The sequence below is a fragment of the Blastopirellula sp. J2-11 genome (genome assembly GCF_024584705.1).
Taxonomy (GTDB): Bacteria; Planctomycetota; Planctomycetia; order Pirellulales; family Pirellulaceae; genus Blastopirellula.
On sequence record NZ_CP097384.1, the window covers coordinates 753,548 to 769,044 of the forward strand.

Consider the following 15,497-nt stretch of genomic DNA (forward strand, 5'->3'; position numbering starts at 1 on the left):
TTTTTCTGACGTAAAACAGGGGGGACAATGGATAGGGCATCATCCCTCCCTGATTCACGATCAGAAATAACGTCTAGGCCAGTTCGCCCGGCTTGAAGGGAAGCGTCACCGGATGGTAGGGGGTGACGCCGAGTTGATCTTCGATCTTCTCCCACAGTGACAACTCTTGTCGCCAAACGGCGATCACTTTGCGCAGGTCGCCTACGGTCGGGTAGTCTTGGTTTTCGATCTCGTCGAGCACATCTTCGCCTGCAGAGACTTCTCCTTTTAGCAGCAGCGCAGTCGCAAGGTTGGTCTTGAATGCATCGGGCAGCGCTTTGCGAACCGCCAGGAACATCCCGACCGGTCCCAGCACCAGCGTGCGGTAGGTGCTGACCGCTTGGTCAATCAAGCCGAGCCGCATCTGGCAAACTCCGCGCGCGTTGATCAGGCGGGCGTCGTGATTGCGTTTGCTGGGTCGGAGCAAATGCAGCGCTTTGTCAGCGCGGCCTTGTTTTAGCAAGTCAGCAACCTGGCGAATCGTATCGTCGATCGGATCGTGATGACGACGAGGATTTTGGGCGGCGTGACGGTTGATAATCACATTTAGGGTTCGATGGTTCATGATCGGCGCCTCTCTCTGGGAAGGTTAGGTGAGTGCAAGTCGTCACGCAGGGCCAATCGCGCGCGTGTGCGCCGATCGACAGGCGAAACGAACTATTGGGAGCGACAAAGCCATCCTTTCGCATTCACGCCGGATCAGTGATTCGCGCAGTCATAGACGACTTACGAAATCGCAGGAACCGTCACACGGAAGGGAAACGCGTGTTGAGAGCGAAAGGGAGTCTCAAGGCAGAAGAAATTTACAACCGCAGAGGGCGCGACATCGACGGCGCGGACTGAAGACTGCGGTTTGCCGAGTGGAGAAGTTGACGCGCTGCGACCGACTGGACGCCTGGGAGCGAGTCAACGAAGGGGGAGAGATGTTTGGCGTACGGAAAAACGTCACGCGACTCTTCTTCCGTTTTGCCTTCGAAGTATAGGAGGCGATCGATGCGATGATCGGTTACGCCGAAGTGAGCATCGCTTGCGCTGGGGGATGACGCGGCGGAGTTCGTTTTCCCGGCGGCAGCGGCAGTTTCCGGCGAAACGGTCAGCACCGACATGCAGGCGATCGGAGTCGCAGCGAAGAGGCTGACGATCACTAGCCATACCAGCAGTTGCGTGTAGATCCGTTGCATTGCGTCAAGTGTCCCCTAGGTAGGAACTCGAAGAAGTCGCTGAATGTCGAGCGACTTCGTTGAGTTTCAACTATAGACATTGTTCGCCCGCGAAGCGAATCGTATTTGGCAGAATTCGCATGCCAAATAAGATGAAACCTTCTTAAGGTTCGTAACTGCTTACGCCGCAACGCTGCTAGCTTTTCGTCCAGGCCTCAAGCATGTCAAACTGCTTGGCGAAATCATTTTGATTTGTCCCCAGCGGAGACTTGAAGAAGCAAGCGAGCGAAGTCAGCAAGCCTGTTTCTCCGCGGCGATGGGCGAGTTCGGCGAAGCGGGCCAGGTCGATCACCAACGGAGCGGCCAACAGCGAATCGGCGCCTTGCCAGGTGAATTGCATCACCATCGGCGTGCCGAGGAATCCTTTAAAGTGAATATGATCCCAAGCGGTCTTCCAGTCCCCCATGCTGTCGATCTTCTCAATCGTGACCAGCGTTTGCGGATGGTAGCCGAAGATCTCGCCTAGCAGACGATCTTTGCTGGTCGCTTTGGTCTTTTTGTTCTCGGGATCATCCAACACGGTGGCGTCCATGTTGCCGAAGATATTGTGGCCGACCCAGCTCATCACTTGCAGGTTGCGATGAGCGAACATCGGCGCGAGCGTGCTTTTGAGCAGCGTCTCGCCGGTCTTGCCGTCGTGCCCCATGTGGCAGGTTTTCTTTTGCTCGGCCAAATCGCAAAGCGCCGGGATGGCGGTGCCGACCGACGGCGTGAAGTTCACGTAAGGAAAACCGAGCTCCAGCGCCGCGGCGCCATATAGGCTGCTCGCCGGCAGATGGCATTCGCCGGTTTCCAACAGCGGAGCCAATTCGTTCCAACTGGTCGGCAGCTTGCTGTCGTCAAAGGGAGGTTCGGTCGACGAAACGTTGATCACGATGACGTCGGCGAGTTCGTGCTGTTTGGCGAACGCGGAGATGTCGGCCTGGATGCGGCTGATCGCTTGCCGCGGCGTCTCTTTCTTTTCGCGCAGCTCATCTTTTGCGAGTCCGGCGATTTTGGCGCCGACATTCAGCAGCGTGCCATCTTTGATATTGGCGTCGATCGCATCGAGGTCTTCTTTCACCGCGACGACCAGACGCGGGTCAAGCGCACGGCTGACGTCGACCAACTGCTGGGCCGCATCGTACAAAGTGACGTTGCGGATCTCGTGCCCGCCGATGACCAGATTGTCCCAAGTCGCCAAACCAAGTTCAGCAAACTGCGGCAGTTCGCTGACCAGACCAACCGTATCGACCAATCCGCGGCGCAACGCAGCCAAGCCAACGATCGTGGTCGCGGCGACGCCGCCGCGAGCTCCAATAAGCCAAATACCGACTCGAGAACGTGCCATCGCGTCAATCGTCTTTCAAGGAGGGTGGGAGGGAAGGTTTGCCGAACGACCAACACCGCGGACGAACGGAAACGAGCGGGCAAGTTCCGCGGGCCGCCCAACGCGTTAGAGGATAGCGGCCGGTCCGGTGGGGTCTGTCTGGAAGAGACGCTCGCAAGTACCATTTAATTGTTGGCACGACTAATTCGGTTCGTCAAGGACGCGAACCGGTTGGCTCGACAGAAGTTGGCCTTCTGGTTGATTTTAGGACGCTAGGTGAACCTTCTGGTCGCTGTAGCGTCCTACGCTGCCGACGACTCCGTTACTTCCCCCAAACCGCGAATCACAGGTATGTTTCAGAACGTTCAAACTGCGCCTCCCGACTCCATTCTGGGCCTCAACGAGGCGTTTCGAAAAGATTCCAACCCCGAAAAGATCAATCTTAGCGTCGGGGTTTTTAAGGATTCTAGCGGCGTAACGCCGGTTCTGGATTGTGTGAAAGAGGCCGAACGACGCCTGATTAGCGAAGAAAAAACAAAGTCCTACCTGCCGATCGACGGGCGACCCGAGTATTGTCGCCTGGTTCGCGAGCTGATGCTGGGCGGCGATCATGAGATCGTCACCTCGGCACGCGGCGTGACGGTGCAAACCCCCGGCGGGACGGGCGGACTGCGCGTCGCCGCTGACTTTCTCGCCAAAAATTTTCCGGGGCGCAAAGTCTGGCTCAGCCAACCAACCTGGCCCAATCACCCCAATATTTTCGCCGCCGCCGGGATCGAAACGGCCGGATATCCTTATTTCGACAAAGCGGCCAACGGCTTGGCCTTTGCCGAAATGATGACGGCGCTCGAAAACATTCCGACCGGCGATGTCGTGCTGCTGCATGGTTGTTGTCACAACCCCAGCGGCATTGATCCGACCGCCGATCAGTGGCGCTCGATCGCCGAACTTGTCCATCGGCGCGAGTTGTTGCCGTTGGTCGACTTCGCCTATCAAGGTTTTGGCGACGGGTTGTGTGAAGACGCCGTCGGTCTGGCGGCGCTCAGCCAACCGGGCAAAGAGTTGTTGGTTTGCAGTTCGTTCAGTAAGAACTTTGGGCTGTATAACGAGCGGGTTGGTGCGCTGACCGCGGTCGCACCCGATGCGGAGGCGGCTCAGGCGGTTCTCAGCCAACTGAAAAACACGATCCGCTCCAATTACTCGAATCCGCCGACGCATGGCGGCGCGATTGTCGAGACGGTGCTCGCCGATCCAAAGTTGCGAGCCCAGTGGGAAACCGAATTGTCCACGATGCGTGATCGGATCAACGGGATGCGGACGCTGCTGGTCGAGACGATGAAAGCGACCGGCGTCGAACGCGACTTTTCGTTCATCGCCGATCAAAAGGGAATGTTCTCGTTCTCGGGACTGACCCCGGTGCAAGTCGACGAACTCCGCAACAAGTTTGCGATCTACATCGTCGGCTCAGGCCGCATCAACGTCGCCGGGATCTCTGAGAGCAACGTCGGCAAGCTGTGTGCTGCGATCAAAGCAGTGCTGTAAGCCAACGGAATTATCGTCGAAAACAAAAAAAGGGCTCCGCAGTGATGCGGAGCCTTTTTTGTTTTCTTGCTGGGGCACAAGAGCCTGCGTCTCTCTCTTCGTAGCCCGAAGCGCAAGTATTGAGGTTGCGCTATTTCGAACCGATTGAACACTAGCCCGCCAGCGCCAGCGAGGGAATAGAGTTGGCGATCCTAACACGGATTGAAGTGGCGAGCCGCATTCCCTCGCTGGCGCTGGCGGGCTAGAGCGGTTTTCAGCAAGCTGAACAAAGAGTCCCCTGTCGTCTAGCTTCTCCCCCAAAATCAGCCGCACGGCGTTAGCCGCGGTTTTTGTCTCCAATTTTCCGTCGACAAAGAGTTCCTGTCAGAAACCGCGGCTAACGCCGTGCGGCTGATGTCGATACGTGCCGCGCAGCACCGTCTTCACTTTCAATCGCTATTTCTCGGGTTGGCCGCGATAGCTCCGCTATCGGGGCGGCGCAGCCGTAAGAGGCCTTGGCTCCCGGTATGCAGTTCGGGGCCATTTCGCCATTTCCAACGGTATGGCGACCACCGAAGTTCGTCCGACCGCGGCTCGATGCCTCTTACCGACTTCGTCGGCCCCGATAGCGGAGCTATCGCGGCCAACCAGGCCAAATAACGCAACCTCAAAACTTGCGCTTCGGGCTACGAAGAGAGATGCCAGCCAAATTTTCCACACGCCGAGTCTTTCGCCGGAGGTGGGTTACGCAAGCGAGTCACGTTGATCGAGCATCTCCAAGACCAATTCGCTTGCTGCACCCACGCTACAAAATTCTCTAGCGCAGCGGTGCGTTGCCGAATAGCCGCCGCAGCAGCGAGACTTGACCGAAGTGCATGAAGTTATGCGCCGGTAGGAACGCGAGAAACTCGAACCGCGTCTTGAAGCGAGGATGGGGAGGATCGAGTGCGCTGTCGAGATCGCTCAGCGGCCACTCGACCATTTCTTGGTCGACCTGGGCGAACACTTTTTTGATCGTTGCGTGAAGTTCTTCAGCCGACGGGTAAATGCTGGCGTCCGCCGATGGGGTCGAGCCTTGGCCGAATAGCTCTTTGTAGTTTGTCAGTCCCAGTTCGGCGTCGGCCGGACGTTCGCCGCGTTGCAGGCGGAGACCGATTCCGTAAGTAGAGATAGCGATGTGGCCCGCTTGCCAAGCGACATGCGTTACCCCTTCGGTCGGCATGCGAAACCAATCGGCTTTGTCGACTTCGCTTAAGTGACCGTCAAACAGTTGGCAACTTGCCGAGATGCTCTTCTTAACAAGTTCCCAGGCGGCGGCGTCAGGCATGAGAGAGTCCTTCAGTTTCTTAGGGTGAGGGGGCAGGCGGCAATTTTTCTGGCGGCAAGCCAGCCGCCGACAATGCCAGCGAATAATCTTCCGGCGTATTCACGTTGTGCAGCAGATCGTCGCCGCCCAACTCATTCAGGGGAACGGCGGCGACGGCGAGACGCTTCACAAAACCATGCAGCGACCGCTCGCCGGCTCTTAGTTGTTGAGCGGCGATGTCGGCGACATGGGCGCGATAGACGCCGAAAGTGGGATGCATCCGTTGGATGTCAGTCGCGACCGCCGCGTCACACGGGTCGGTCAATTTTTCGAATAATATTCGCACCGCTTCTGTGGTAATCAGCGGAGTATCGCATCCGCAGACGAGAATGCGATCGATCTCGGAACCGAGCGAAGCGAGTCCGCAGCGGATCCCTTCCAGCGGCCCGAGCCCTGGATTTTCGTCGTAGACGATCTGCACCGGGACGGGGAGTTTCGGCAATGTTTGCTGGGGCGCTGCAACCACCATGATTTCGGTCACGGTCGGTGCGATGATGCGTACGATGCGGGCCAGCAGCGCTTCGTCGCCAAACGGCAGCGAGGCCTTCTCGACCCCCATCCGGCGACTTTGTCCTCCGCACAAGAGGATCGCCGCGCTTTGCGGAATGGGTCGTTGCATCATGGTTCACTCGCGGCGATTTCGCAGCTATCTTGGACGGACAGTTCTAATAGGCCAATTTTGAAAGCTACCGGCGATGCCGTTAACTCTGACCCTTGTTCAAGATATCGCTCCCGGCATCGGTTTGCGAGAGATCACGCCGCAGCGGTTAGCATCGCTGACGCCGGCGCAGATCGCTAAGATTCCCTTAAGCGATAGCGATCCGCGTATCGAACTGGGAGCCCTCTTTCAATTGAAGGGGGACGCCGCCGATCAACAGTTGCGTTGGATCGGCGATTTTTCGCAGTGCGATTATCTGGGGGCTGAGATGCAAACTGGAGACGTCGTCGTCGAAGGGGACGTGGGAGATCATGCCGGCGCGGCGATGTCCGGCGGAACACTGACGATTACCGGCAGCGCTGGGGACTTTGTCGGTAGCCCGAACTCGGGTGAAAAGCGAGGGCTGCAAGGAGGCGTAATCCTGATTCACGGCGACGCCGGCCGCGAACTAGGAACCCGGATGCGCCGCGGCTTGATCGCGGTCGCCGGCGATGTCGGTCCGCTCTGCGGTTATCGCATGTTGGCGGGGACGATCGTGGTTGGAGGGAAGCTCGGCAAGCAGGCGGGGCTACGGATGAAGCGAGGAACGATTGTGTCGCTCTCCGAGGTGCGTGATTTGCCGGCGACGTTTCATGCGGATTGCGAGTTTTCGCCCCCCATGTTGCCGCTGCTCTGGCGCGAACTGGATCAGCAGGGGTTTCCGATCGAACGCGCAAAATGGGAGCGACAATTTCGTCTCTATTCTGGCGATGCGGCGGAGATGTCGCGTGGTGAAATACTTTCGCCGGTTTCGTAAGCCGCTTCAAGAAAAAAATCTGGCGACCGACAGTGCGGCCGCCAGGTCGATTCCATTCGCGATAAATAGCCTTTCGTGGGCTATGCTCGGGCGTCTGACGGGTTACTTCTCCCGCAGCGCTTGAATCAGTTCCGCTTTTTTCATCCGGCTGCGACCGTTCACGTTTTTGTCGGCCGCCAAGTTGCGCAGTTCGTCGACCGTGCGGTCTTCGAGTCGGCGGTTGGGATTGCCGGTCCCTTGGGTCGTTTTGTTGGGCGTCCGGCCTTCGCTGCGCCGTTGTTTGTTGACGGTGCGAGCGGCGATCTCTGCGGCGCGATCTGCCGATTTGCCGCGATCCAGCGCGCTTTGCTTGACGTGATCGTATTGCTGCTCGTCTTTGGCGCTTCATGCTTTGGGCATGTTCGTTCTCCTGCTTTATCTTTGCGGAGCAGCCGCCGGCGGACATTCGCTTGAGCCTGCGGCTCGAGCCGGCTTGCCTGCTTCAAATCGATTGCAGCCGCCGTTGCCGGCGATCCGCAGTTGAAATGGTTGGATCAATTCATCAATGCAATAGCCGATCGTGTGGTCATGAACGGATGCGTCCGGCTCGATCTGCCACCACTTACATGCTTTGCAGGGGCCCCAATTTTCGGACATGGCTACTCTCCTTTCGCCGTGGTTGCCAGGAAGTTAACGCTTCGCTCGGCTAGTCGAGTAAGCAATTGATTCGCATGACCTTCTTCATTGAGAGTCAATTGCAAGATATCCGCCGAGTCGTGATCGCCTAGTTGATCCGCGAATGCGCGAGCCGTCCCGTAGCCTGCCATCTCGTAATGTTCGACGCGTTGAGCGGCTGCGATGAGCGCCGCGTCCAAGACTTTGGGTTCGATATCGCTTTTCAGCAATTCCGAACCTTCTTCGATCAGCCCAGCCATGGCGGCGCATTTGTGTCCGCCTGGTTCAAAATCGAGCTTCTTAAAGATTTTCTCAAGCCGGCCCACGTGCGTTTTCGTTTCGGACAAGTGATCTCGAAACGCTTTCTTCAGTTCTGCATGGCTCGCCGCCGCTTCCATCTTGGGCAACGCTTCCAGCAGTTGATTTTCAGCGCTATAGAGATCTTTCAGCTCTTGAACATAGAGCTTTTGAAGTGAGTCGAGTTTCACGGTTCAAGCCTTCGGGAATTTGTAGAGAACAATCAGACGCGAGATCTGAAAAGTGCATGTTCTGTGCCAGCGGCTGGCGACGCAGAAAATTTTCGTTTCGGCTTTCTTCCGACAATGAAGTAACCGGTGGTGGTGAAATAACTTCCTCTCTCTATTGCTTCTAAACTTTGCTTCGATGAGTCAATACAAGCGTGGTTGGCTGCTAATCCAGAAGTGGATCGCCAGCGAACGGAGTGAACGAGGCTCGTTCAGCTTGTCGTGTCAAATAAAAATAGGCGAGCCCGAACTGGGCTCGCCTGATCTATTTAAAACGAGTCTCGACAGCAGTGTTGACTGCTCTTTTATCGATCTCGGTTAACCTCAACGTCGACATCGCCGGTCTCTTTGTCGCGTTCGACTTCGACTTCGCCGCGTGGTCCTTCGATGTCGAGAATTTTTTCCTTTTGATCGCAGCCGCTGGTCAGCGCCGTCGCTCCTAGCAATAGCGTGCAGCCCACGAGAGTCGGAGTCAGTAATTTCCAAGTTGCATTCATCGTCGAGTTCCTCCCAAATAGCGCAGCGGCTGCGCGGTTAAATACGTCCCATAAGGACGAGAATCAGCAGGATGACCACAACCAATCCTAATCCGCCGCTGGGACCATAGCCCCAGGACCGGCTGTGCGGCCAAGCCGGAACTGAGCCAAGTAGCATTAAAACTAACACAATTAAAAGGATGGTTCCGAGCATCGTACGGTTCCTGATTTATACAAGTGTGGGATCGATGGGAAAGCCAGGCGACGCCGCATCTTTGACGGTCTCCAAAGATGCGGTCGACGCCTGAGATTGTGCGTTACGACTTCGCTTTGAAGGCGTCGCGGAGATCGCGGATGCGATCGTGGCCTGCTTTGACCTGGGCATATTGTTTTTGCAGCACGTCGTTCATGGCGCTGCCGGCCGTTTCTTTCAGCACGTCTTCGTAGGCGGCTTTGATTTGATCTTCGCCTCGTTCCGCTTCACACAGAATCGCGTAGGCGTCGCCTCCGCTTAGCATGCTGCGAATGTCGATCCAGGTACGATGGATCGCGGCCGCATACGAGCCGTCTTCCGCCGCTTCTTCGCCGTTCCAGACGACAAAGTCTTGCAATTCGGCCGCTAGGGTCGAGCGGTCTGCCGCCATCTCGCGGAATAGCGCCGCGACTTGCGCGTCGTCGATTTGGTCCGCCGATTCGCGGAAGCCGTCGTACGAGTCGATATTGGAGCGAATCAGCTTTTGCAGTTTCGCAACGGTCTTATCATTAAGCGTAATTTTGGTTTCCAATGACATTTTCGTTCTCCTCAGTTACAAGTGCAGTGAGTTGTCCAGGCGCCAGAACTAAAGGCAAACGCTGTGCCAGAGGAGGAAAAGAGCGAAAAGACCGAGAATCAGGCCGTTTGCCTGGAAAAACGGCCGCAGGGGCCCTGTTTTTATGTGGTCGATAAGCCAAGCTGGTCGCCGCGCGATCGCCTGCGAGCCGCTGGGTTTTTAGAAACGATCAAATCGTGAAGATGTTTGCAGAAAGAGCGGCTACTCGTCGTCGTCTTCGAAATGCCACCGCTCAAATCGTCCCACGCCGACAATCACCACCCAGGCCAAGATGGTGGCTATAGCCGCCAGATCATAGTAACCGCATCCACAGGCGATACCGCCGGACGCGGCGACCCAGACGCCTGCGGCGGTGGTAATGCCGCGAACGCCGCCGCGCGACTCGATGATCGAACCGGCGCCAAGAAAGCCAATCCCGCCGATGATCGCTGCTAAAACGCGCGAGACGTCGATGCGTACCGCCGACAAATCGGTTGGTCCAATATCTTCCTGCAGTTGGAGTCCAGCGATCATAAAAGCCGCGGATCCAAGCGAGACCAGCATGTAGGTGCGCAGGCCGGCCGTCTTCTGGCGCTTCTCGCGTTCCCAGCCAAGCACGCCGCCGACTAGCAGAGCGGCGAATAGTTTGAGGGCAATTTCGAGCATCGTGCTAGTGTTCTGTCACGCGACAATTTTCAGGCGCCATGATTTTATTAGCCGTAGTGCGTTAGCACCGGTTTCTGATGGGAACTCATTTGCGAAAGACAATTGGTAACAGAAACCGCGGCTAACGCCGTGCGGCTGATTTCGTGGAAGCCGAAAATAGCGGTTTGACAGAACACTAGTCTATCGCGAGCGATCGAGACTCGCCAGCGTTATTGGCTGACGGCCGCTTCGATCGCTTCTTTCCCTTGGCGATGGCAGAAGTCGCCAAAGCTCTCGCCTTCTTCTCGCGCCGCTTTGAAGAACGCGAAGACCTTGGCCAGTTCCGGCGTAACGTCGTCGGCCGGAACCATGTCTTTGTAGAGGAAGCTCAAGCGGTTGCCGAGCAAGCGTCCGCCCAAGAAGACGGTATATTTTTCTTTGGCGCGACCGACCAGGCCGACGTCGCTGTTGTAAGGACGAGCGCAGCCGTTGGGACAACCGGTCATGCGAACAGTGAACTCTTCGGCCGCGAGACCCAGCTTCGCAAGTTCCGCTTCCAGGCCATCGATGATGCCGGGAAGCGCTCGTTCGCTCTCGGTGATCGACAAGCCGCAGGTTGGCCAAGCAACGCAGGCCATCGACCAGCGACGGACGTTCGAGATATCTTCGGTCAGCGGCACTTGGTGCGATTTCAGGATCTCGATCAAAGCCTCTTTGTCGGCCTCGTTGATATCGCTGAAGATAATGTCTTGATGACTGGTCAGGCGAATGCCGGGATTGAACTGGCGGCAGATCTTGCGGATCGCCGTTTTCAGCTGCATCGTTTCGTCATCTTTGATCCGGCCGTTTTCGACGTTCAAGCCGTAGAACCACTTGCCGTCTCCTTGGGCGCACCAGCCTTTGTGATCATCAAAGCCGTGCACGTCGGCCGGATGCGGCTCAGGCAGCGAACTGCCGTAGTACTCTTCGACCTTCGCTTTGAATTTTTCTAGACCCCAGTTATGGATCAGGTACTTCATGCGGGCGACCTTGCGGTCTTCGCGGTTGCCGAAGTCGCGTTGCACTTTGACGACCGCTTCGATGGCCGGGATCAATTGATCCGGCGTGACGAAGGTCAGTCGTTGCCCCAAAGCGGGGAACGTCTTGTCCGCGCTCGGCGTGCGACCTTGGCCGCCGCCGACCAAGATATTGTAGCCGAGGATCTCGCCGTTTTCGTGCACGCAGATCATGCCCAGGTCGTGCGTGTAGACGTCAATGCAGTTGTCTTCGGGCAGCGCCATCCCCATTTTGAATTTGCGCGGCAGGTACTGTTTGCCGTAAAGCGGTTCGACCACTTCACCGGTGGCGATTTTTTCCTTTTCGCCGGTTTCGGGATCTTGCAGGAAGATCTCGCGATAGGCGCCGGTCTTGGGGGCAAAATGATCGGCCAATTGCGAGGCGGTTTCCTGCATCTGGCGACGGACGCTGTCCCCAAACAGCGGAGCAGGGCAACACATCACGTTACGATTGACGTCGCCGCAAGCGCCTAGCGTTGACAGGCCAACTTGTTTGAGCTTTTGGGCCAGCGGCTGCAGCCCTTCTTTCATCACGCCGTGATGCTGCAAGCCTTGGCGGCTGGTGATCCGGAGCGTCTCGTTCCCCAGTTCGTCACACAGATCAAGTTCGACCAGCATTTGTTCGGCGGTCAGCACGCCGGCCGGAATGCGGGTGCGGATCATGAAAATGTAGGACTTGCCCCCGCCGGCGGCTCGGTTGGCGCTCCGCATATCGCGGTCGTCTTGCTGATAGACGCCGAAGTGCTTCATCAACTGGATGCTCGATTTGCCGAAATGATCGCTGCCGTCCACAAACTCCTGGGCGATCTCACCGCGCAAGTAGTTGCTATCGCGTTTGAATTCGTCCACCGGGCTGAGGGCTTGATCAGTCGACATCGGGATCCGTTATCGTTGGCGTGATTGGTTGGTCAGTAGATGTAGGTAGATTGCGGCGCTAGGGCCAGCAAAGGGGTAGTATATCGGTTATCGGAATCAGACGTAACGGCGATCAGCCATTGGTTGGATGAGCGCTGGAAAATTGATTTCTGATTTTTTCAATTTCGGCTCGAAATCCGGGGGATACCCCCAATGCGAGGCGCAGCTACAATAGCGACCTCTTCTAGAGGCCGTTTTTACGGCGTTTTGAGTCTTTTTGAGGTGGTAAGGAGCTCCGGCATGGCGGCGAAAATCTTGGACGGTAAAGCGATCGCCCAGCAGATCGAAGTCGAGATTCACGAGCGGACCGCCGCATTTCAGGCCAAAACGGGGCGACAGCCCGGCTTGGCGGCGGTATTGGTCGGCGATGACCCGGCCAGCCAGGTTTATGTGCGGAATAAGGAGCGTGCTTGTGCTCGCGTCGGCATTCAAAGTCACATGCATCGGTTGCCGGAGGATACGACCGCCGCAGGGCTGTTGGCGCTGATCGCTCAGCTGAACGCTGATCCGGCGGTGAGCGGGATCCTGGTTCAACTGCCGTTGCCGGCCGGAATCGATCCGACGCCGATCCTGGATGCGATTGACCCGGCCAAAGACGTCGACTGCTTCCATCCCCAGAATGTCGGGTTAGTCTCGCAAGGTCGCCCGCGGTTTCTCCCCTGTACGCCGCATGGCGTGCTGCAGATCCTGCATCGCAGCGGCATCTCCGCCGCCGGCAAACATGCTGTAATTATTGGTCGCAGCGAAATCGTCGGCAAGCCGATGGCGCTGATGCTAATGCAAAAAGACTCAACCTGCGGATCCTCGGCCGCCAATGCGACGGTCACCGTTTGTCATAGCCGTACCGCCGATATGCCGGCCATTTGCCGCACCGCCGATATCTTGATCGCCGCGATCGGCAAGCCAAAATTTGTAACCGCCGACATGGTCAAGCCGGGCGCCGCCGTGATCGATGTCGGCATCAATCGAACCGACGACGGTTTGTGCGGGGATGTCGACTTTGACAGCGTCAAAGAAGTCGCCTCGGCGATTACGCCAGTGCCGGGAGGCGTCGGCCCGTTGACGGTCGTCATGCTAATGGAAAACACGCTTCGCGCCGCCGAGTGGCAAGCGGCGACTGGTAAATGACGAAATGTCGAATGCAAACGAATCACGAAGTAGTTCGTGATTCGAACATTGAATCGAGACCGCATTCCCTCGCTCGCGCTCTTTGTGGTTGCGCAGTTTGAAATCGCAGGCGCCCATTCTTCTTCATAGCACGACGCGCGAGTTTTGAGGTTGCGCTATTTCGAATCTATCGAACACTAGTGTTTTGTCAAACCGCTATTTTCGGCTTCCACGAAATCAGCCGCACGGCGTTAGCCGCGGTTTCTGTCACTAATTGTCTTTCGCAAATGAGTTCCCACCAGAAACCGGTGCTAACGCACTACGGCTAATAAGAACATGGCGCCCGAAAATTGTCGCGTGACGCAACACTAGCCCGCAGCGCAAGCGAGGGAATACGGCTGGCCACTTCAATCCGGGTTAGGATCGCCAACACTATTCCCTCGCTGGCGCTGGCGGGCTAGTGTGACAATTTGCGGTTGATTCTGGCCGTATTAAGGTCCTTTATTCGTGTTCGACCGTTCGCGAATTGCAAAAATCGCAACCTCAAAGCGCGCGAGGGGAAAATCGCTCGGCGATCCCCATACGGATCGAAGTAGCCAACCGCATTTCCCTCACTCGCGTTTCGGGCTACGAAGGCGATTACTTCGCCGGGCGCGGCAGATCGGCTTTCTGTTTTAGTTGCACGCGCAGCTTCGCCAGCACTTGTTGCGACGCGGGATCTTTCGCCAGGTTCTTGTACTGCTGGGGATCGCTTTGCATGTCGTACAGCTCTTCGGTCCCGCCGCTGTAGGCGATATAGGCGTAGCGATCGGTGCGCAGCAGTTTGCCTTTGCTGGTCATGCACAGGACATCATCGCGCACGGCGGCGTCTGGGGAAGCAATCGCCGCCGCTTGGCTGACTCCTTGCAAGTAGTCAGGAACCGGCAACTCGCATAGCTGCGCCAAGGTCGGGTAGATATCGATCTGGGCCGCCAGACCGTTGACGATCTTGGGTCGTTCTCCTGGGATGGCGACGATCAACGGAATGTGGGTCGACTCTTCGTGCAGGCTCATCTTTTGCCAAAAGTCATGTTCGCCCAAGTGATAACCGTGATCGGCGGTGAAGACGACGATCGTGTTTTTGTCGAGTCCCAATTGGTTCAGTTCGTCCAAGACGCGGCCGACCTGGTAGTCCATGTAGGCGACGGCGGCGTAATAGGCCGAGAGCGTGTTGCGTTGACCTTCCAGCGTCATGCCGGTCGCTTGGCTATTGCGCGAGATGCCTGCTTGGGGAATATCATCCCAGTCACCGGCGATCTTGGGGGGCAACTCCATTTGGCCGTCTGGGTAGGGTTCAAAGAACTTCGCCGGCGCGACCAACGGCACATGGGGGCGAACCATGCCGACCGCTAGAAAAAAGCGTTCGTCCTTGTGTTGGCGCAATAGCTCGATCGCTTTGTCGGCCGCTTGGTGATCGGCTTGTTCGGTTCCGTCGGTCGAAGCTTTCACAGCATAGAAAGCGGTGCCGAAACCAAGTCCAAAATGCTTGTCGGGATCCTTCTTCAGCTTCTCGTTAGAATACATCGCCGCATCGCCGGCGCTCATCCACTCCGGCGCCTGGCAATTGAATCGCTCGTCCCACGACGCTGCATGATCGTCGCCGTCGGTTCCGGCGGTGATGTCGCCGGGGATTCTCATGTGATAGATCTTGCTGACCCGGGCCGCGTAATATCCCTGGTCGCGAAAGTGCTGCGACATGCTGGCCCGCTCACCCAGGTTCTTGGTGAACCGGGTTGATTGGCCATTGCCCATGACGCCGATCGTCGCTGCGTGCAGACCTGACATCAGCGCTGCTCGCGATGGTCCGCAAACGGGGTACTGACAATAGGCGTGCGTGAACTTCACGCCGCGCTGCGCCAACCGATCAATGTTGGGCGTTTTGCACTCGCGATGCCCGTAACAAGAGAGGGATTCGGCCGAGAGGTCATCGGAGATGATGAACAAGACATTGTATTTGCCGTCCGCGGCGATCAGCGACGAGGCGCTCAGCGTGAGGACAAGAGCGGCGAGCCAAGGGCGCAGATGCATGAGAAAAGTTCCTGGCGTTCGGTCCGGTGGGAATGGATCGAAGTCATTGTAATCCAACGCGAACAGCGATTCACCATTGCAACAACAAAACACTAGCCCGCTGCGCCAGCGAGGGAATGCGCTTGGCAATTCCAACTCGGATTGAAGTGGCGAGCCGCATTCCCTCGCTCGCGCATTTTGAAGTTGCGCTATTTGGCCGAACGGATTCCGGTTGGCCCGGATAGCTCCGCTATCGGGGCCGACGAAGTCGGTAGGAGGCATCGAGCCGCGGTCGGACTTACTTCGGTGGTCGCTATACCGTTGGAAATGGCGAAAAGCCCCTGAACTGCTTACCGG

At 57.2% G+C, this 15,497-nt stretch carries 18 protein-coding genes; 4 read left to right on the forward strand and 14 right to left on the reverse strand.

The window, feature by feature from the left end:
- Positions 1-73: 73 nt before the first annotated feature.
- From M4951_RS03095 to M4951_RS03105, 3 genes are all read right to left on the reverse strand, one after another.
- Positions 74-604 carry a hypothetical protein gene (locus tag M4951_RS03095; protein ID WP_262025025.1) on the reverse strand — a complete coding sequence of 177 codons (531 nt, stop codon included), beginning with the start codon at positions 602-604 and terminating at the stop codon, positions 74-76.
- 238 nt (positions 605-842) lie between these two features.
- The gene (locus tag M4951_RS03100) at positions 843-1,220 is read right to left on the reverse strand and encodes a hypothetical protein (protein ID WP_262025026.1); all 378 of its coding nucleotides are present in this window, start codon (positions 1,218-1,220) and stop codon (positions 843-845) included.
- Positions 1,221-1,395: 175 nt separating this feature from the next.
- Positions 1,396-2,589 carry an inositol-3-phosphate synthase gene (locus M4951_RS03105; RefSeq protein WP_262025027.1) on the reverse strand — a complete coding sequence of 398 codons (1,194 nt, stop codon included), beginning with the start codon at positions 2,587-2,589 and terminating at the stop codon, positions 1,396-1,398.
- Between the two features lie 330 nt (positions 2,590-2,919).
- Between M4951_RS03105 and M4951_RS03110 the strand changes: the two genes are divergently transcribed.
- Positions 2,920-4,110: an amino acid aminotransferase gene (locus M4951_RS03110; protein ID WP_262025028.1), complete on the forward strand. Its 1,191-nt coding sequence runs from the start codon at positions 2,920-2,922 to the stop codon at positions 4,108-4,110.
- A 796-nt stretch (positions 4,111-4,906) separates the two neighbouring features.
- Here M4951_RS03110 and M4951_RS03115 read toward each other — a convergent pair.
- Positions 4,907-5,416, reverse strand: coding sequence for a DinB family protein (locus tag M4951_RS03115; RefSeq protein ID WP_262025029.1), 510 nt, complete (start codon positions 5,414-5,416; stop codon positions 4,907-4,909).
- A 19-nt stretch (positions 5,417-5,435) separates the two neighbouring features.
- Entirely contained in the window at positions 5,436-6,077 is a 642-nt protein-coding gene (locus M4951_RS03120; RefSeq protein ID WP_262025030.1) for a molybdenum cofactor guanylyltransferase, read from the reverse strand.
- 73 nt (positions 6,078-6,150) lie between these two features.
- Here M4951_RS03120 and M4951_RS03125 point away from each other — a divergent pair, with 73 nt between their 5' ends.
- Positions 6,151-6,909: a formylmethanofuran dehydrogenase subunit C gene (locus M4951_RS03125; protein ID WP_262025031.1), complete on the forward strand. Its 759-nt coding sequence runs from the start codon at positions 6,151-6,153 to the stop codon at positions 6,907-6,909.
- Positions 6,910-7,011: 102 nt separating this feature from the next.
- Here the strand turns inward: M4951_RS03125 and M4951_RS03130 are convergent, their stop codons facing one another.
- The 6 genes from M4951_RS03130 to M4951_RS03155 form a co-directional block, all read right to left on the reverse strand.
- A complete protein-coding gene (locus tag M4951_RS03130) occupies positions 7,012-7,248 on the reverse strand; it encodes a Rho termination factor N-terminal domain-containing protein (protein ID WP_315985770.1) in 237 nt (78 codons plus the stop codon).
- Positions 7,249-7,323: 75 nt separating this feature from the next.
- On the reverse strand, positions 7,324-7,545 hold the full coding sequence (locus M4951_RS03135; protein ID WP_262025032.1) for a hypothetical protein: 222 nt from the start codon (positions 7,543-7,545) through the stop codon (positions 7,324-7,326).
- A gap of 2 nt (positions 7,546-7,547) precedes the next feature.
- Positions 7,548-8,051 (reverse strand): ferritin-like domain-containing protein, encoded by a 504-nt coding sequence (locus tag M4951_RS03140; RefSeq protein ID WP_262025033.1) that lies wholly within the window; start codon positions 8,049-8,051, stop codon positions 7,548-7,550.
- 341 nt (positions 8,052-8,392) lie between these two features.
- On the reverse strand, positions 8,393-8,584 hold the full coding sequence (locus tag M4951_RS03145; protein ID WP_262025034.1) for a hypothetical protein: 192 nt from the start codon (positions 8,582-8,584) through the stop codon (positions 8,393-8,395).
- 37 nt (positions 8,585-8,621) lie between these two features.
- Entirely contained in the window at positions 8,622-8,777 is a 156-nt protein-coding gene (locus tag M4951_RS03150; protein ID WP_081444728.1) for a DUF3309 family protein, read from the reverse strand.
- Positions 8,778-8,880: 103 nt separating this feature from the next.
- A complete protein-coding gene (locus M4951_RS03155; RefSeq protein ID WP_262025035.1) occupies positions 8,881-9,354 on the reverse strand; it encodes a PA2169 family four-helix-bundle protein in 474 nt (157 codons plus the stop codon).
- 63 nt (positions 9,355-9,417) lie between these two features.
- Here M4951_RS03155 and M4951_RS03160 point away from each other — a divergent pair, with 63 nt between their 5' ends.
- Positions 9,418-9,573 (forward strand): hypothetical protein, encoded by a 156-nt coding sequence (locus M4951_RS03160; protein ID WP_262025036.1) that lies wholly within the window; start codon positions 9,418-9,420, stop codon positions 9,571-9,573.
- Positions 9,574-9,594: 21 nt separating this feature from the next.
- Here the strand turns inward: M4951_RS03160 and M4951_RS03165 are convergent, their stop codons facing one another.
- Positions 9,595-10,038, reverse strand: a complete 444-nt coding sequence (locus M4951_RS03165) for an MgtC/SapB family protein (RefSeq protein WP_262025037.1) — start codon at positions 10,036-10,038, stop codon at positions 9,595-9,597.
- Between the two features lie 209 nt (positions 10,039-10,247).
- Positions 10,248-11,948, reverse strand: a complete 1,701-nt coding sequence (locus tag M4951_RS03170) for an NADPH-dependent assimilatory sulfite reductase hemoprotein subunit (RefSeq protein ID WP_262025038.1) — start codon at positions 11,946-11,948, stop codon at positions 10,248-10,250.
- Between the two features lie 279 nt (positions 11,949-12,227).
- Here M4951_RS03170 and folD point away from each other — a divergent pair, with 279 nt between their 5' ends.
- The gene (gene folD, locus M4951_RS03175) at positions 12,228-13,115 is read left to right on the forward strand and encodes a bifunctional methylenetetrahydrofolate dehydrogenase/methenyltetrahydrofolate cyclohydrolase FolD (protein WP_262025039.1); all 888 of its coding nucleotides are present in this window, start codon (positions 12,228-12,230) and stop codon (positions 13,113-13,115) included.
- Positions 13,116-13,733: 618 nt separating this feature from the next.
- Here folD and M4951_RS03180 read toward each other — a convergent pair.
- On the reverse strand, positions 13,734-15,161 hold the full coding sequence (locus M4951_RS03180; RefSeq protein ID WP_262025040.1) for a sulfatase: 1,428 nt from the start codon (positions 15,159-15,161) through the stop codon (positions 13,734-13,736).
- Positions 15,162-15,497: the final 336 nt, after the last annotated feature.